We start from the raw sequence: 17852 nt of genomic DNA on the forward strand, positions 1-17852 counted from the left end.
AAAAAAACAAATGTTGGGTTAAGAAAATGCATAAATTTCTCTCGCTGAATCTCATACTTACACTAACACTGGCCGGTATGTGGGCTCCATTGAGCTGTGCTCAAGAAAAGGAATACGAAGACCATGTGCTAGCTGATGGGAAGCTTACGGCCGAAGAGCTGTCGTTAGTTGTGCGACAGGCGCAAGGAGATTTGAAGGCGATGACGGAGGCTTCGATTGCCCAGGTGAAAGACGAACTTGAATCCTCTGGTGTTTTTGAACCAAACGCTTGGATGTTGATGAAGAACGGTGAGCTGAAGAAAATTCAGCTAGGAGAAGATGCGAAGGGAGCTCCTCCAGAAATCAAGGTACTAATGTATCGCGCAAGTCTGAAGTCAGTAGCTCGCCACGGGCGGATCGATGCTGGCTTAGTTGCTTACCCTGGAACTATAGAAAAGAACGGTATGAAGCGCCGAGTTGTTGCGATTGAACACGAGCACCGTTTGGGTGTATCCGGAATAAAATTAGTGCCGGTAACTCTGAACTCTGGTACCGCAGAGTTCAGAGCTGCGGTATCGCAGGATAAGAGTTTCGAATTTTTCTATGATGGAAAGTGAACAAGTTTAGTGGTGTTTAGAAGTGTGAGGGTAGTCACGGAATAAGACTGTAAAACAATCTTAAATGGGTTGTGGGATAGCTAAGCCCACACCTAAACCAAAACTCAGATAACAACAAAATGAGTTTATGAGGAGATAAGAATGAAAGGCCTGAAAAAAATTGCATTGGTTACCGCGATCGCCGCAGCTCCGTTTGCTGCAAATGCTGATCTGAAAGCCCTGGATGACTCCACGATGGGAAATGTCACCGGCCAGGCTGGTGTGACCATTGAACTTGAAACCCGGGTGAGCATTGGTGAGTTTACGTACACAGATACTGATGGTCATGCTGGCTCCGGGGATGATGGAACTGCTGGAGGTACTTTCGCTGTTAGTGGTATCGATCTTGGTGGTGCAACCGTTAGTGCTTCTGAAAGCGCTGCCCAGTATGCCGCTGCGACGGGTGCCGGTGGCCTGTTGGATAACCTGAAGATTGATATTGATGTTGCGGATGACGGTGACGCTGTTATTCACGTTGGGTCACTTCAGCCAAAACTTGATCCCGACACGGGAGAGCCGGTGAAAAACCCTGATGGTTCAACATCTTACATGCCAATTGACTGGGGTATGACTGCGGACTCCATGGAACTTCGCGGCAACGCGGGTGAGCAAACCACTCTGGTTTCCAATATGGATGCATGGGGTCTGTTGGGTGCCTTGGATATCCGTGTGGACACCGACGACGTTAATGGCGTAGCCGGTACCGGAACGCTGAACTTGGACGTTGCTTTCACTGTTGAGCAAATGGACTTTGACGTTGAGTTCATGGGTGTTGGTATCAAGGGTATGAGCATCCGTGGTGTGAATGATGAAGGTGGTGAGAATCTTACTCCGGAGCAGCTTGCTGGCCTGCTGCGTGACCCGGCTGGCGAAGACGCGGATCTTGAGGATCGTTTGGTAGGACTTGCATCTGGTGCTCTTGGTAAGTCGTTCGCGATTGCTCGCGTAGATGTTTACAAGGGCGACAATCTCAACGGCACCAAGCAGGATGTCCTGCGTGTAGATATTGATGATGTCTTGATGGATATCAACATCGCTGAAACCCATATCGGCGGCGCCAATATCGGTACCATCGGCATTGATAACCTGCACGTCTCCGACACCCGTCTGGCAGTCTACGGTCGCTAATCCGACCTGACACCAAAACTGGTGCAACGCCCCGCCTCGGCGGGGCGTTTTTGGTTCTGCAGAACACGCAGGCACAAAAAACGGCAGCTCATCGGCTGCCGTTTTTCATTAGTCGTAAGAGTTGCTATCAGGCCTTACTGGTCCGGCACCTGAATAGAAAGATCAAACCCACCCCCAGGTCGCGGCGTCAGGTTAATTGGCCCTTCGTTAATTCCCTGCGGAATATTAATCCGGTCTATCCCCGGCGGGTTGCCAATGCTGAAATTCAGGTTCTGGCCGTCGAAGCCAATGCCCAGCTGGTCGTTCAGGAAGGTCTGGGTAAAGGGTTCGTCCGGGATTTCCGGTTGCTGGCCGAAGATCAGCTGGGGGATGTCCGGGCGGAATTCGGCTGGTGGCTGGACCCTTGCCAGTTCGTCGACTGGCAGCAGCAGGGCACGGCGCAGGAACTCTTCTTCGGCGTCGGTTAAGGAATCTTTGCGGTCATCTTCCAGGTAGCGTTGCAGGGCTTCCCGGTAGGCTTCTTCTTCTGCCTCGGTGACAACCGGCTCGCCCGGGGAAATGGTCAGGGCCTGGATGATGCGCTGGCGGTCCGCCTCGGACTTCTGCTGGTCTTTGGGTACCACGATAACGGCGGAGTCTTCTACGTAGGTTTCCACCATTTCGTCAGACGTCATGGTTTGTACGCCCGCGGTGGCGGGAGCAGCGATGGCGGCCGTTATGGCAGCGGCAAGCAGTTTGCGACGTATCATGAGTTGCCTCTTGGGTAACCGGTGTGTGCAGAGGCGCTGCTGAGACTGCGAGGACTGCCGAACTCAGGGCATTCAGGCTATGCGCTTCATTTTGTCAGTATTCGGTTTGTCTGACACGATTTCAACCGGAAAGTGCCGGTATTGTGATCAGAATCTTCCCCTACGGAGTACAGTTATAAAAACACTGTGGATATGGTTTCATAGTCCGTAAACTGCATTGAACTTTTCAGGAGTCTTCCGGCCTGATGGGCATGATAAAACAATCTGTTGGCCGTCGTTTCAGCCGCTGGATCAACCGCCGTATTCCCCGTGCAGACAGCGTTCTGTTCAGCCAGAAAAACATCTTCATTCTGCCCACCGGCGCCGGCGTGGTGTTCGGCATTCTGTTGCTGATCATACTGATTACCGGCATCAATTATCAGAACAGCCTGATTTACCTGCTTGCTTTCATGCTGGGCGCCCTGTTTGTGGGGGCCATGCATCAGACCCATCGCAATCTGTCCGGCTTGACGCTTGCCCTCATTCAGGTGGGGGAAGGTGTGGCCGGTGAAGAGATTCCATTCCGGTTCCGGCTCAGCAGTGGCAAGGACGATGCCTTGTCGATCAGCCTGTCGGTGGAGGACTCGCGGGTTGAGGGTATTCATGTGCCAGCCGGGGAGTCGAAAGACGTCACCCTGCCAGTCCCTTCCGCCTGGCGTGGCTATCTGCGCCCGGACCGGGTGCGTATTGAAACCCGGTTTCCGTTTGGTTTGCTGAAGGCCTGGTCCTGGGTGCGGCCGTCATCGGCCGGGTTGGTGTTTCCCCGGCCATTAGCGGCGCCGGAAGCACTCAGTACCCTGGAGGATGGCCCGGAGAACGCGGCGGCCGCGAAAACAGCCGGGCAGGACGAAGCGGACTTGCGGCCCTGGCGGGAAGGGGACTTAAGCCCCCGGGTGATGTGGAAGCGCTTTGCCCGTTCCGGCCAAATGGTGGTGGCAGACTGGGAGGCGAAGCAGGGCAGCCCGCACTGGCTGGATTTTGCCGCGTTTCCCGGCGTGGATAACGAACTGCGCTTGAGTTACCTGGCCTGGCTGGTGCAGGACCGGGCAGCCAAGGGCGCCCGTTTTGGCCTGAACCTGCCCGGTGAGGTGATCGAGCCGGATTCCGGCAAGGTGCATGTGGAACGTTGCCTGCGGGCGCTGGCTATCTGGGGCGAGGAAAAGCCCCGGGATGAGAATGCCAGGGCCTTTGGTACCCGCAGGAAACTGGATCGGGCAGCACGGGGAGGCAGTGCGGCATGAAGCTTTCCCTGCCTTTTGGCCTGTTCAGTGGCCGCGAAGACCCGCCGAAAGAAACCATTCCCGGTAAGGCCCTGCTGTGGCTGATTGCGGCCTTTGCGGTATTGCTTGTGCCCCAGTGGGATCGACTGCCGGTGTGGTTGATTGCCGCGTGTGTGGTGCTGGCCGGCTGGCGCTGGCTGGCGCAGATTGGGCGGGTGCGTTTGCCCGGGCGCTGGTTGCGCACCGGTATCATGCTGATCCTGATGGCGGTGTACATTGCCACGGTTCAGGGGCGCTTTACGGTGGATACCGCCGCCTCGTTCTTTGTGCTGGCGGTGGGGCTGAAATGGCTGGAAACCCGCAGTGCCCGGGATTTCTATGTGCTGTTCTTCATCCTGGTGTACCTGGCCACGGTGAACTTCCTGTTCCGGCAGGACATTCTCTGGGCGTTGGTGAACTTTGTGGCGATTGCGTTGTTGCTGGTGGGGCTGCAAACCATCAACGCCCCGGACCTGCCCAATGCCATCGGCCGGGGCTGGAAGCGCCTTGGCCTTCTGATGCTGAAAACCCTGCCGGTGGTGATCCTGCTGTTTGTGTTCTTCCCCCGCATGGCGCCGCTGTGGAGTGTGCCCATGGTGTCTGGCCAGGCCCGGAGCGGGATTTCGGACACCATGCGCCCGGGCGATATCTCCAACCTGGCCCAGAGCAGCGAACGGGCCTTTCGGGTGACCTTCGGTGGTGATGCCCCGGATTACCGTGACCGATACTGGCGCGGGCTGATCCTGGATCGGCTGGACGGCGAAACCTGGCGCCAGGGCGATTCCGAGCGTTTCTTCCGGCCGGGCCGCGTAGCCATTGATGGCGGCGTGGGGGCGCTGGAACCGAACCAGTACGATGTGCTGCTGGAGCCTACCGACCAGCGCTGGGCGTTCGCCCTGGATGGCTCCGAAGCTGTCTCGGATAACGTGGTAGAGGCAGAGCAAAACCTGTTCCGTTTCCGGCGCCCGGCAGACAGCTCTGTGCGCTATCGGATGGCTCTGGGCAATGTGGCGGCGAGCAGCGCAGTGCAGGGGTTGTCACCGCTGGAACAACGCCGATACCTGCAGCTGCCAGCTCAGGGCAACCCCCGGGCACGGGAACTGGCGCAGCAGTTGGGTTCGCAGTTAAGCCCGGAACAAACGGTGATGGAGTTGATGCGCCGGTTCCGGGAGCAGGAGTATTTCTACACGCTGCGGCCACCCGCCATGCCGGAAGATGGCATTGATGCACTGCTGTTCGATGAAAAGCGGGGGTTCTGTGCCCACTATGCCGGTGCAGCTACTTTTGTGTTCCGGGCAGCGGGTATTCCGGCAAGGGTGGTTGTGGGTTACCAGGGCGGCGACGCCGGTGCCAACAACGAGTATTACATTGTTCGCCAGTACGATGCCCACGCCTGGGTGGAAGTGTGGCTTGAAGGGCGCGGTTGGGTGAGGGTTGATCCTACTGCCGCCATCGCCCCTAGCCGGATTGAATCCGGGCTGCGGGACGCCATGGCAGACGAAGGTTCATTCCTGGAGAACGAACTGATCTCGCCTCAGCGTTACAGCGATCTGCAGGTGTTGCAGTGGGCCTCACTACAGCTGGACCGCATCAACTACCAATGGCAGCGCTGGGTGGTGGGTTATCAGGGCCAGAGCCAGATGGATCTGATGTCCCGGTTGCCCGGTGGCGTGGGTATGAAGGAACTGGGCTACCTGACTGCAGGTATTGTGGGCCTGGCGTTGCTGGTGGCCGGCCTGGTGTCTGCCCTGGGCGTGAAGCGGGGCGCACGGCAGGATGCGTTCCGCCGGGTGGTCAGCAGCTGGCACCGGTTCTGTGAGCAGGTGGGTGTTCCGGTGCGGGCTGGTGAAACTCCGGAGGCGCTGGCGCAAAGGCTGTCCCGGGCGGTTCCCGCTGTGTCTGAATCGGCGCGGGTCTTTGCCCGGGCCGTGAACAATCATTACTATAGTGCTTCATCTGCGCCGGCCTCTGCCGACGATACCCGCCGTTTGAAGCGGTTGCTGCGCACCATGAAGCGGCAACGGCGCAATGGCCCGGAACCAGTACCCGAAATACGGACTCCACCCAATGAGTGATATCGCCCAAGACATGCCCTGGCTGACCAAGGCCTGGCACGCGGTTCAGCACCGGCTTGCGGAAGACCGGCTGCCCCACGCCTTGCTGGTGGCCGGCGAACGGGGTGTGGGCAAGCGTGCCTGGGCCGAGGCTGTTGCCGGGTTGTTGCTGTGCGATCGCCGGGAAGACCTGGGCAATGGCAACCTGGTGGCTTGCGGCCACTGCAAGCAGTGTGAGTTGCTGCGTGCGGGCAGTCATCCGGATTTGCGAATCTACGCGCCGGAGAAATCCCGCATGGTAAAGGTGGACCAGGTGAGGGCACTGTCGACCTTTGCCGTGGGTTCGCCCCAGGTGGCCCATCACAAGGTGGCCATTGTCGACCGGGCAGACCTGCTGAACATCAATGCCGCCAACGCCCTGCTGAAAACCCTGGAAGAACCGCTGCCGGATGTCACCCTGCTGCTGTTGCAGGAAAGTGGCCGGCCGGTGCTGCCCACCATTCGCTCCCGGTGCCAGGCGTTGACCATTCCGGTGCCGGCGGAAGAACAGGCCCAGAACTGGCTGGCGGCGCAGGTATCCGGGCTGGAGGAAGATCAGCGCCCCGGAGCCGAGGTGCTGGCCAAGAGCCTGATGCTGGCGGGTAATGCGCCGAGGTTGGCGCTGGACTATGCCACCGGAGAGTTTCCGGGGTTGCGGGACAAGGCGTTCGAGGCCTTCAAGCAGTTTATGAAAGGCCAGGTCACCGTGGGTGATGCGGCGAAGTGCTTCAAGACCATCGGCCTGGAAGACACGCTCTGGCTGTTCGAAAGCTGGGCCGCCGACCTGGCCCGGTGCAGCGCCGGCGGTCAGCCCAATGATACCGAAGCGGCAGACATGCTGATGTTCCTGGCCCGCAGCAATCCGCCCTGGCGGGCCCATGAATTGCTGGATCGGGTCCGGCAGAGCCGGGAGGCCGCCGTGTATAATGCCAGCCCGGAACTGGAGGCCAGCCAGCTGTTGATTGCCTGGCGTGATTTGATGCCCAGAAAGCGCGCCGCAGGTTGAGCTTTAGCGGTTAACAGCTGCTATGATTGCGAAATATCAGAAAAAAGAAGGTGTTTGATATGGGGCCCGGATTCGGAGCACGCAGTGGTATTCTGACCCAGACTATCAACGACAAAGCCGCGCTGTACGCAGCCTATATGCCGTACATAAAGCAGGGTGGCCTGTTCATTCCCACCCACAAGCAGTACCAGCTGGGCGACGAGGTTTTCCTGCTGCTGACCTTGATGGATGAGCCGGAGAAAATCCCGGTGGCCGGCAAGGTTGTATGGATTACCCCGAAAGGTGCCCAGGGCAACCGGGCTGCCGGTATTGGTGTGCAGTTCAACGGTGATGATGAAACCGCCCGCACCAAGATTGAATCTTACCTGGCCGGCTCCCTGAGCTCTGATCGCCCCACCCACACCATGTAGGACCTGCCTTGCATGAATGACACAGTGTTACCCGACAGTGGGCACGAAGTTCCGGCCGACTGCCGGGAGGCGCACTGGCCACTCGAGAACATCACCCTTGCCGGCCTGAGCTGGCATCCGCCCCGCGAAGCAGCCACCCGGCAACCTGTGCTGATGGTGCACGGCTGGCTGGATAACGCCATGAGCTTTGCCCGCCTTGCGCCGGAAATTGCCGCCCATGCGCCGGTCCACGCCATCGACATGGCAGGCCACGGCCAGTCCGGCCACCGGCCGTCGGGGTACAGCTACTGGCTGATGGACTATGTGGCCGACCTTTCCGAACTGATCGACAGCCATTTTCCGCACAGCGAAAAAGAACCGATAGACCTGGTCGGCCATTCTCTGGGCGGCATCGTATGTGCTTTGTACGCAGCGGCCTTTCCGGAGCGGGTTCGGCGGCTGGTGATGATCGACAGCCTGGGGGCGCTTAGCCGCCCGGCGGAAGAAGCCATTCCCCAGCTGCGCCGGGCATTGCAGAAAAAGCGTAACGGTTCGGCACCGCCGGCGATCTATCCGGATGTGGAAACCGCAGCACGAATTCGCGAGGGAGGCCTCAGCCCCCTGAGTGCCGAGGCGGCCAGCTTGCTGGTGCCCCGGAACATGCGCAGTTACGGGGTGGGGTATGTCTGGCAGACCGATGCAAGGTTGCGGCACCCCACGGCTTTGATGATGACAGAGCAACAGGTGGAAGCCTCTTTGGCGGCCATTAAAACCCCGGCGCTGTTTGTGCGTGCCGAGGAAGGCCTGCTGACTTACCGGAAGGGGCTGGACCAGCGCGCGGCGCTGATTCCGGAGCTGACCACGGTGGATGTTCCCGGCGGCCACCACTGTCACCTGGATGGCGATACCACGCCAGTCAGTGATGCCATAAAAAGGTTTCTTTTTGATGTTTAACCGATCCAGCAGTGGCTTTTTGAGATATTTGGCGGCCGTAGTTCTGTTTGCGTCTGCCGGTGCTGTCCAGGCAAACGCTCTTGCGCAGGCCCCTGTGCAGTTCTCGCAATCGTCGCTGCAGAACACCGCAGCGATTGAATCCAGCGGCCACTTGGTGCTGTTCAGCCCGGTGCGGGAGATTCGCAACGAAATCCGTTCCGATGTAATGGCGCGCCTGCCGGTGTCTGGCCAGGGGCAGCTGTTCGAGATCAACCGCGATGCCAGTCGCGAGGCTGCACTGGACCATTACCTGACGGAACTCCGGGCCAGGGGCGCCAGCGTTCTGTACCAGTGTTCCGGTATCCAGTGCGGTCGCAACAACGTCTGGGCCAACCAGATTTTCCAGCAATCCCGCCTGTTGGGCCGTGACGGCAGCCAGGATTACGTGGCCGCTGCAGTGGAAGACGAGAACGGCACCCAGTGGCTCACGCTGGTGTATACCGTCACTCGCGGTAACCTGCGGGAGTATGTGTGGGTGGAGCAGCTGGAGGTAGGCGCAGGTGCGTCCATTCCGGGCTTTGAAGCGTCAAACGGGCGAATGAAGGGGCCGGTGGTGGTGCCCTGGAGCGGTGGCGTTACCTATCGGTTTGATTTCAGTGCCGATGACCGGCGCAGGCTGACCGACTGGGCGGCTGATGAGGGCGCCGAGGTGGTGTTGGCCGCGTTCTCCTCCCTGCAGGACGGCGAGCGTCTGGAGGCGGCCCTGGAGCGCGCCCGGCAGGCAGGTGATGCCCTGGCCGAGGTGCTGGGCAAAACCGGAATCTCCCGCAGCCAGATTCGAATTGTCACGGTAGGGCCCGTGGTGCAGGTGGAAGACCCGGATCGTCGTGGTGATCGTGTCGAAGTATTGGTGATCAAGAGGTAAGCCATGGCACAGAAGGATAAACCGGTTGATAACGGCGCCAGTGCGGTCATAAAAAGCTCTGATGTTTCTCCTGCAAGTGCGCCTGCCAGCAGCAATGTTCGCAAGACCGGAAAGGGCAAGACCGTTGCCTTGACCCTGGGTAGCGGTGGCGCCCGGGGCTATGCCCACATTGGCGCAATCGAGGTGCTGGTAGAGCGTGGTTACAAGATTGCTGCGATTTCCGGCTGCTCCATGGGCGCCCTGATTGGCGGTATGTATGCCGCCGGCAAGCTGAAAGAGTACAAAGACTGGGTAACCGGGTTAGGGCAGTTTGATGTGATCAAGCTGCTGGACCTTACCTTCAGCTCCATCGGTGCCATCCGGGGCGAGAAGGTGTTTTCCATCGTGCGGGAAATTCTGGGTGATACCCGCATTGAAGACCTCCCGATTCCCTTTACCGCCGTAGCGACCGACCTGCTGGCACATAAGGAGATCTGGTTCCAGGAAGGGCCCCTGGACAAGGCCATTCGCGCGTCCATCGCGATTCCCAGCGTCGTAACCCCGCTGGTGCTGGACGGCCGTGTGCTGGTGGACGGTGCGGTGCTGAATCCCTTACCGATTATTCCCACCATCTCTGCCCACGCAGACCTGATTATGGCGGTCAACCTGGCGGGCGAGGAAGAGCAACTCCAGCGAATTCCGGACGCAGCGCTGACGCCTGCAGAAGATACCGGCGGCGATATGGAAGAGTGGATGGATGCGCTCCGGGACAAAGCTTCCCGCTGGTTCGACTGGGATGCCCTGAAAGCGCTCACCAACCGCAAGGGCAGTGAGGACGAAACACCGGAACAGAAGATCAGCCGGGAGATTGCCAAAAAGTCGCAGGAAAAAGCGATTGAGGCCAAGGCCAAGGCTCCGGTGCCTGCCGACCACCCGGATGCGGAAAAGCGGGAAGAGCACGACACCATCGACTGGGACAAGCTGGGCATTGGCAAGTTTGATGTGATGAACCTGACCATCGAAACCATGCAGAGCGCCCTGGTGCAGTACAAGATTGCCGGTTATCCGCCGGACTTGCTGATCAACATTCCCAAGAACGCGTCCCGTAGCTATGACTTCCACAAAGCGCCGGAGCTGATCCAGCTGGGGCGTGAGCGTATGACCGCGGCCCTGGACCGCTTTGAGGCCAGTCGCAGCAGTTCCGGCCCGCTGGCGCTGTGATGGCAGGCGGGCGGAAAGCTGCAGCCATCGGCCTAATCAGCGTATAATGCCGCGCTGAAACTTACCGACCAGGAAACCGACTTTGTGACCAGCCCCGTAGATGACCTGCAGACTATTCGCGACCTGTTGCGCTATGCCGCCTCACGGTTTGCTGCCTCGCCCCTGTACTTTGGCCATGGCACCGATAACGTGTGGGACGAAGCCGTGCAACTGGTGCTTCGCAGCGTTCACCTGCCGCTGGAAAACAACAACCTGTTCCTGGATGCGCGCCTGACCCGCAGCGAGCGGGAGGTGATCATCGAGCGTATCGAGCGGCGCATTAACGAGCGTGTGCCCATTGCCTATTTACTGGGCGAAGGCTGGTTCATGGGCATGCCCTTTAACGTAGATGAGCGGGTACTGGTGCCCCGGTCACCACTGGGAGAGCTGCTGGAAAACGGCTTGCAGCCCTGGCTTGGCGGCACGCACGTTCAGCGCATTCTGGACCTGTGCACGGGCAGCGGTTGTATCGGAATTGGCGCCGCGACGGTGTTTGACGAGGCAGAAGTAGACCTGTCGGATATCTCTGAAGATGCGCTGGCAGTTGCCGAATCCAACATCGAGATGCACGGCCTGGAAGGGCGGGTACAAACGGTTCGCTCGGATGTGTTCGACAACATCGAGGGCCGCTATGATGTCATCCTCAGCAATCCGCCGTATGTGGATGCGGAAGACCTGGCGGACATGCCGGAAGAATACCAGCATGAGCCGGCACTGGGCCTTGCCGCAGGCGACGACGGCCTGGATATTGCCCACCGCATCATTGCCGGTGCCGCCGATCACCTGACCGAAGACGGCCTGCTGATTGTGGAAGTGGGTAACTCCTGGGGCGCGATGGACGATGCCTATCCGGACCTGCCGCTGACCTGGCTGGAGTTCGAGAATGGCGGCGACGGTGTGTTCCTGGTCACGGCCCGGGACCTGCGTGAATGGCAGGCCAGAAACAGCTGAAGTAATTTATTATAAAACCTTTATAAAGTGCTGAATTATGTCCGGAAATACTTTTGGAAAACTGTTTACCGTAACCACCTTCGGTGAAAGCCACGGGGCGGCTCTGGGCTGCATTATTGACGGTTGCCCTCCCGGGCTGGAGCTGTCTGAAGCGGATATGCAGAAGGACCTGGACCTGCGCAAGCCGGGCACATCCCGCCATACCACCCAGCGCCGGGAGCCGGATGAGGTGCGGATTCTGTCCGGTGTGTTCGAGGGTAAAACCACCGGTACGCCCATTGGCCTGATCATCGAGAACACCGATCAGCGTTCCAAGGACTATTCCAAGATTTCCGAACAGTTCCGCCCGGCCCACGCCGATTACACCTACACCCACAAATACGGCGTGCGTGATTATCGTGGCGGCGGTCGCTCCTCGGCCCGGGAAACCGCCATGCGGGTGGCTGCTGGCGCCGTGGCTCGCAAGTTCCTGGAGCAGCGTCTGGGTATTCGTATTCGGGGTTACTTGTCACAGCTGGGCCCCATCAAGATCGAGAAGCTGGATTGGGACCAGGTACACCAGAACCCGTTCTTCTGCCCGGATGCCGACAAGGTGCCTGAAATGGAAGCCTACATGGACGCGCTGCGTAAAGAGGGCGACTCCATTGGTGCCCGCATCAACGTGGTGGCCGACGGTGTTCCGCCCGGGCTGGGCGAGCCTATTTTTGACCGGCTGGATGCCGACCTGGCCCATGCCCTGATGAGCATTAACGCTGTTAAGGGTGTGGAAATCGGCGCCGGTTTTGGCTGCGTGGAGCAGAAGGGTACGGAGCACCGGGACGAGATGACCCCAGAAGGTTTTCTGTCTAACCACGCCGGCGGCGTGCTGGGTGGCATTTCCTCCGGTCAGCCCATTGTCGCGAGTATTGCGCTGAAACCCACATCCAGCTTGCGCCTGCCGGGCCGCAGTATCGATGTGAATGGCAACCCGGTGGAAGTGATCACCACTGGCCGGCACGACCCCTGTGTGGGTATCCGGGCCACGCCGATTGCCGAAGCCATGATGGCCATTGTGCTGATGGATCATTACCTGCGCCATCGCGGCCAGAATGGTGATGTAAGCGTCGATACGCCGGTACTCGGCCAGCGCTGATAACCGGGAGGCGCTACCATCTACTGGCGGCTGTCTAACCTTTACTTCTGGTTCTTCGCCCTCCTTGGAGGGCTTTTGCCTTATTGGTCCCTCTACCTGGAGGGGCAGGGCTTTTCCTATCTGCAGATCGCCACCCTGATGGCGACCATTCAGCTGACCAAGGTAGTGGCCCCCAGCGTGTGGGGCTGGCTGGGCGACCGCACAGGCCAGCGGGTAAGGCTGGTACGCTTCGGTGCCATCACCGGTTCCCTGTTTTTTGCCGGAGTGTTTCTGGAGCCCGGCTTTTACGGCCTGCTGTTGGTTATGTTCGCGTTTACCTTTTTCTGGAACGCGATTCTTCCGCTGTATGAAGTGATCACCCTGCGGGTGCTGGGTTCAAAAAAAGAACGTTACGGCAAGGTTCGGCTGTGGGGCTCGGTGGGCTTTATCGGTGCGGTGGCGCTGGTAGGCGGCTTGCTGGAACTGGTGCCGATTCGCTATTTGCCCTGGCTGTTGCTGCCGGTCTTCGCCGGCATTGCCGTGTCGGCCTTCCTGGTGCCGTCCGAACGGGGTGAACGCAAAGAGTCTGCTCCCAAAGGCAGCCTGAAAGCCATCGTTACCCATCCGGCGGTGGTGGCCTTCTTCCTGATGAACTTCCTGCTGCAGGTGTCCCACGGCGCTTACTACACGTTTTTCAGTATTCACCTGGAACAACACGGCTACGGCAAGCTGTCGATCGGCCTGTTGTGGTCACTGGGGGTGATTGCCGAAATAGGGCTGTTCCTGGTCATGCACCGGCTGTCGACGCGGTTTACCGTGCGCCAGATTGTGATCGGCTCGCTGGTGTTGACCATGATTCGCTGGGGGCTGATTGCCGAACTCACCGGGCTTGTGCCGGTGCTGATCTTTGCCCAGCTGTTGCACGCGGCGTCTTACGGCGCCTTGCATGCGGTTTCGGTGCAGTACATTCAGGGCTTCTTCGGCAAACATCACCACGGGCAGGGGCAGGCGCTGTACAGCGGGTTGACCTTCGGCGCCGGTGGCGCGCTCGGGGCCTGGATGTCTGGGTTCCTGGTGGATGGCTACAGCACCTCGGCCGCGTTCTGGGGCGGTGCCGTCGCAATGGCCGTTGCCATCCTGGTTACCTGGCGGGGGCTGCAGCCCCCGCCGAAAGAAGCCTGACCCGGGGTTTATTGATCCGGATCTTCCTCGTCGTCTTCCAGTTGCAATGACAGCCCGCTGCCGCTGGGGCCGCCGGAACTGGCGCTGTCTTTCGCCGACGAGCCATCCTGGCCGTACAGCTTGATGCGCAGGCGCAGGTTGTTGGCGGAATCTGCGTTCTTCAGGGCTTCTTCTTCACTGATCTTGCCTTCCTGCCAGAGCTTGAACAGGGCCAGGTCGAATGTCTGCATACCCAGGTTGGCAGACTTCTCCATGATCTCCTTGATGCCGTCGATCTCGCCCCGCAGGATCAGTTCGCTGATAGTGGGAGTGCCCAGCAGGATCACATCCGGCGCCTGGCGCAGGGTGTTCTTCAGGGCTTTCTGGAAACTGCGGGTATCCACGCCTACTTCCCGCTGGTTCACGATGCTCTTCTTGTGCCGGTGAATGTATTCCACCGGATCTTCAATGGTGATGATATGGCCGGCAGAATTGCTGTTACGGTGGTCGATCAGCGCCGCCAGGGAGGTGGACTTACCGGAGCCGGTCGCCCCTACAAACAGCACCAGCCCCGCTTGGCCATCACCACGTCTTTCAGGATCGGCGGCAGGCCGAGGGCATCGGCATTCGGTCAATCGGCTTCAGGGTACCGTGGAACTTGGCGCAGGGCGGAGCACCGGTGCTCAGGTAAAGGTCTGAGCCATCGTGCTTGGCCAGGATTTTCAGGTAATCATCAAAGCCCATCTTGTCTCCCGTTGTTTATCCGGATCAGGTTGTTTGGTTTGCTTCTTCGTCATGAACAATACCGAGCAGGGCGGTCGCCGCCGGGCTCAGATGCCGGCCTGACAGGCCCACCGCCCCCAGCACCCGGCTGACCGGAAACCCGGTATCCAGCTGGTGCAGGCTTTCATCCACCATACTCACCGGCAACACGCTCCAGCCAAGGCCTACACTGGCCATCATCTTGATGGTCTCAAGGTAGTTGGTGGGGATCTGCTGTTTGAGCGGAAGGTTGGCTTCCAGAAACAAACGGCTGACCGCCCGGTACGTTGCCGTGGTGGTGTCTGGCAGTAGCGCGGGATACTGGGCCAGGTCTTCAAGACTGGCGTTTTTACCCACTGCAAGCTCATGGCCGGCGCCCACCACAAAGGCCATAGGATCAGACCACTGTTCGTATACCACGAACTCGCTTCCCATGCTGTCACTGAGTGTGACAAACGCCAGCTCTGCGTTACGTTTGAGCATCTGACTGTAAGCGGCATCGGATTCCATAAACTGCAGGCTGACCGTTACTTCCGGATAGTCACTGACGAACCGTCGCAGCCAGTTCGGGAGGTGGTGCAGGCCAATGTGGTGGCTGGCGATGATTTCGAGTTCTCCGCTGATGATGCCGTCGTCGGCTGATAACGCCATACGCGCGTTATGGATTTCGTCTAGGATGCGTCTGGCGTGGGGGAGCAGCCTGGCGCCGGCTTCGGTGACACGGATTTCCCGGTGGCCGCGTTCTATCAGCTTGGTGCCCAGCTGGTTTTCCAGGGCCGCAAGGCGTTTACTGATAGCCGGCTGTGTCAGGTGCAGCGCTTCTGCGGCTTCCGAGAAGGAACCCTGGTCTACGATTGTCAGGAATGCCTTCAGTGCGTTTGGATCCACTATGTACCCCCTTGCTTCTTACCTCTTGTTGGGGAGCTGGGAGCGGCTTCAGGGCCCCCTCCCAAAAAACGCTCCTTCGGCACGTCCGTGTGACGCTTGGGCTCCGCCATCCATGGCTCCGCACATTTTTGGGAGGGGGCCCTGAAGCCGCTCCGCGGACAATTGAATAGGCCGTCTGGTGTGGGCATTTGCACGGCGTTTCGAGCGCGTTGGTGGGGTCCGCTTCCCAAAAGTTTCGGAGGCCATGGATGGCCGGAGACAAGCGCCCATGGATGGCTTGAGCGCCTTTTGGGAAGCGGACCCCACCAACGTGCGCCCGGCACGGAGTTGGATCGAAGTTAACGCCAAACTCCGGATTACCTGGAATATAGAGCATAACCAAAGGGAATGCGATGGATGAAAAAGATGAATTGAGGTTATGTCAGGCGGAAGAGTAAGATAGATCCATCCAAGGTAGAAACAGAAACCCCCAGAGAGTGAGAGAGAACCATGGCGGGCAAGACTTTATACGACAAATTGTGGGACGACCATTTGGTCAAACAGCGGGACGACGGCTCCGCGTTGATTTACATCGACCGTCAGTTGCTGCACGAAGTAACCTCACCGCAGGCATTCGAAGGCCTTCGCATTGCCGGCCGCAAGCCCTGGCGGATTGATGCCAACATCGCGACACCGGATCATAACGTGCCGACCACCGATCGTGATCGGGGCATCGACGGCATTGTGGACCCGGTTTCCCGCACCCAGGTGGAAACCCTGGACAAGAACTGCGACGAATTCGGGATCCTGGAATTCAAGATCAAGGACCAGCGCCAGGGCATCGTGCACGTGATCGGGCCGGAGCAGGGTGCGACCTTGCCGGGTATGAGCATTGTGTGTGGTGATTCCCATACTTCTACTCACGGCGCCTTTGGTTGCCTGGCCCACGGTATCGGTACCTCTGAAGTTGAGCATGTCCTGGCCACCCAGTGCCTGGTTCAGAAGAAGATGAAGAACATGCTAGTGAAGGTGAACGGCAAGCTTGGCGCGGGTGTGACCGGCAAGGATGTGGTTCTGGCCATCATTGGTAAGATCGGCACCGCTGGCGGTACCGGTTACGCCATCGAGTTTGGTGGTGAGGCGATCCGTGGTTTGAGTATGGAAGGCCGTATGACCATCTGCAACATGGCCATCGAGGGCGGTGCCCGTGTGGGTATGGTGGCGGTGGATGACACCACCATCGAGTATGTGAAAGGCCGTCCGTTCTCTCCGAAAGGCGAGACCTGGGACAAGGCCGTTGAATACTGGCGCACTCTGCACAGCGACGACGATGCCGTTTTCGACAAGGTGGTTGAGCTGGACGGCACGGCTATCCAGCCGCAGGTGAGCTGGGGTACATCTCCGGAGATGGTAACCGGAGTCGACGGCAATGTGCCGGACCCGGCGAAGGAAGACGATCCCATCAAGCGTGAAGGCATTGTGCGCGCGCTTAAGTACATGGGCTTGCAGCCGAACCAGAAGATTACCGATATCCAGCTGGATCGCGTGTTTATCGGTTCCTGCACCAACAGCCGGATTGAAGACCTGCGTGAAGCCGCCGCTGTGGTGAAAGGCCGCAAGGTGGCGCCGAGCCTGAAGCAGGCCATGGTGGTTCCGGGTTCTGGACTGGTGAAAGCGCAGGCGGAGCAGGAGGGTCTGGACAAGATCTTTATCGAGGCGGGTCTGGAATGGCGTGACCCGGGTTGCTCCATGTGTCTGGCCATGAACGCCGACAAGCTGGGGCAGGGCGAGCATTGTGCGTCTACCTCCAACCGGAACTTCGAAGGTCGTCAGGGCTTTGGTGGGCGTACCCACCTGGTGAGCCCGGCCATGGCTGCCGCAGCGGCGGTAACCGGCCACTTCGTCGATGTCCGTGAATTGATGCACTGAGCCACAGGAGAGAGACCATGCGCGCATTTACGCAACACCAGGGCATTGTAGCCCCCATGGACCGTTCCAATGTGGACACGGACATGATCATTCCCAAGCAGTTTCTGAAGTCCATCAAGCGCACGGGCTTTGGCCCGAACCTGTTTGATGAACTGCGCTACCTGGACGAAGGCAAGCCGGACCAGGATTGTGCTGGCCGTCCGCTGAATCCGGATTTTGTGCTGAACCAGGACCGTTACAAGAACGCCAGTGTACTGCTGGCCCGGGCCAACTTCGGTTGCGGTTCCAGCCGTGAGCACGCGCCTTGGGCGCTGGATGATTTCGGTTTCCGGGTGATCATTGCCCCGAGCTTTGCCGATATCTTCTACAACAACTGCTTTAAGAACGGCCTGTTACCCATTGTTTTGGATGAAGAAGTTGTCGACAAGCTGTTCAAGGAAGCCGAAGCGAACGAGGGCTACCAGCTGACCGTTGACCTGGAAGCCAAGACCGTGACCACGCCGTCTGGCGAGTCGTTTGGTTTTGATGTGGATGACTTCCGTCGCCACTGTCTGCTGAATGGTCTGGACGACATTGGTGTAACGCTGGAAGATGCCGATACCATTCGCGCCTACGAAGAGGCTCGCCGCAAGACGGCTCCCTGGCTGTTTAACGCTGGAAACTGATTAACAAGGAT

Annotated in this window: 16 protein-coding genes and 1 pseudogene; 14 read left to right on the forward strand and 3 right to left on the reverse strand. The window is 59.1% G+C overall.

Annotation, left to right across the window (positions count from 1 at the left end):
• Positions 1–26 precede the first annotated feature (26 nt).
• On the forward strand, positions 27–596 hold the full coding sequence (locus AC13DJ_RS13615; protein ID WP_094624071.1) for a hypothetical protein: 570 nt from the start codon (positions 27–29) through the stop codon (positions 594–596).
• Between the two features lie 141 nt (positions 597–737).
• Positions 738–1763 carry a DUF6160 family protein gene (locus AC13DJ_RS13620; protein WP_482933483.1) on the forward strand — a complete coding sequence of 342 codons (1026 nt, stop codon included), beginning with the start codon at positions 738–740 and terminating at the stop codon, positions 1761–1763.
• A gap of 134 nt (positions 1764–1897) precedes the next feature.
• Here AC13DJ_RS13620 and AC13DJ_RS13625 read toward each other — a convergent pair whose 3' ends face one another.
• Complete coding sequence (locus tag AC13DJ_RS13625; RefSeq protein WP_022990102.1) at positions 1898–2512, reverse strand: hypothetical protein; 615 nt, start codon at positions 2510–2512, stop codon at positions 1898–1900.
• A gap of 251 nt (positions 2513–2763) precedes the next feature.
• Between AC13DJ_RS13625 and AC13DJ_RS13630 the strand changes: the two genes are divergently transcribed.
• The 10 genes from AC13DJ_RS13630 (at position 2764) to AC13DJ_RS13675 (ending at position 13639) form a co-directional block, all read left to right on the forward strand.
• Complete coding sequence (locus AC13DJ_RS13630; RefSeq protein WP_482933516.1) at positions 2764–3792, forward strand: DUF58 domain-containing protein; 1029 nt, start codon at positions 2764–2766, stop codon at positions 3790–3792.
• The gene (locus AC13DJ_RS13635) at positions 3789–5885 is read left to right on the forward strand and encodes a transglutaminase TgpA family protein (RefSeq protein WP_482933484.1); all 2097 of its coding nucleotides are present in this window, start codon (positions 3789–3791) and stop codon (positions 5883–5885) included. The genes AC13DJ_RS13630 and AC13DJ_RS13635 overlap by 4 nt, the downstream gene beginning before the upstream one ends.
• Positions 5878–6909, forward strand: coding sequence for a DNA polymerase III subunit delta' (holB, locus tag AC13DJ_RS13640; protein ID WP_482933485.1), 1032 nt, complete (start codon positions 5878–5880; stop codon positions 6907–6909). The genes AC13DJ_RS13635 and holB overlap by 8 nt, the downstream gene beginning before the upstream one ends.
• Before the next feature lie 59 nt (positions 6910–6968).
• Positions 6969–7319, forward strand: a complete 351-nt coding sequence (locus AC13DJ_RS13645) for a PilZ domain-containing protein (protein ID WP_022990106.1) — start codon at positions 6969–6971, stop codon at positions 7317–7319.
• Between the two features lie 12 nt (positions 7320–7331).
• Positions 7332–8252 (forward strand): alpha/beta fold hydrolase, encoded by a 921-nt coding sequence (locus AC13DJ_RS13650; RefSeq protein ID WP_482933486.1) that lies wholly within the window; start codon positions 7332–7334, stop codon positions 8250–8252.
• A 94-nt stretch (positions 8253–8346) separates the two neighbouring features.
• Positions 8347–9156, forward strand: coding sequence for a DUF4892 domain-containing protein (locus tag AC13DJ_RS13655; protein ID WP_227508260.1), 810 nt, complete (start codon positions 8347–8349; stop codon positions 9154–9156).
• 3 nt (positions 9157–9159) lie between these two features.
• Positions 9160–10356: a patatin-like phospholipase family protein gene (locus AC13DJ_RS13660; RefSeq protein ID WP_094624065.1), complete on the forward strand. Its 1197-nt coding sequence runs from the start codon at positions 9160–9162 to the stop codon at positions 10354–10356.
• 84 nt (positions 10357–10440) lie between these two features.
• Complete coding sequence (gene prmB, locus AC13DJ_RS13665) at positions 10441–11346, forward strand: 50S ribosomal protein L3 N(5)-glutamine methyltransferase (protein ID WP_482933487.1); 906 nt, start codon at positions 10441–10443, stop codon at positions 11344–11346.
• Between the two features lie 37 nt (positions 11347–11383).
• Positions 11384–12478: a chorismate synthase gene (gene aroC / locus AC13DJ_RS13670; RefSeq protein WP_474539095.1), complete on the forward strand. Its 1095-nt coding sequence runs from the start codon at positions 11384–11386 to the stop codon at positions 12476–12478.
• Positions 12479–12496: 18 nt separating this feature from the next.
• On the forward strand, positions 12497–13639 hold the full coding sequence (locus tag AC13DJ_RS13675; protein WP_482933517.1) for an MFS transporter: 1143 nt from the start codon (positions 12497–12499) through the stop codon (positions 13637–13639).
• Between the two features lie 8 nt (positions 13640–13647).
• Here AC13DJ_RS13675 and AC13DJ_RS13680 read toward each other — a convergent pair.
• Together AC13DJ_RS13680 and AC13DJ_RS13685 are read right to left on the reverse strand one after the other, a co-directional pair.
• Positions 13648–14362: pseudogene (locus AC13DJ_RS13680) on the reverse strand (ATPase, T2SS/T4P/T4SS family).
• Positions 14363–14386: 24 nt separating this feature from the next.
• Complete coding sequence (locus AC13DJ_RS13685; protein ID WP_482933488.1) at positions 14387–15268, reverse strand: LysR family transcriptional regulator; 882 nt, start codon at positions 15266–15268, stop codon at positions 14387–14389.
• Between the two features lie 489 nt (positions 15269–15757).
• On the opposite strand from AC13DJ_RS13685, the gene leuC reads away from it, so the two are divergent.
• Complete coding sequence (leuC, locus tag AC13DJ_RS13690; RefSeq protein WP_199457586.1) at positions 15758–17176, forward strand: 3-isopropylmalate dehydratase large subunit; 1419 nt, start codon at positions 15758–15760, stop codon at positions 17174–17176.
• 17 nt (positions 17177–17193) lie between these two features.
• A complete protein-coding gene (leuD, locus tag AC13DJ_RS13695; protein ID WP_058340841.1) occupies positions 17194–17841 on the forward strand; it encodes a 3-isopropylmalate dehydratase small subunit in 648 nt (215 codons plus the stop codon).
• Positions 17842–17852: the final 11 nt, after the last annotated feature.

The sequence above is a fragment of the Marinobacter sp. L-46 genome (genome assembly GCF_056859535.1).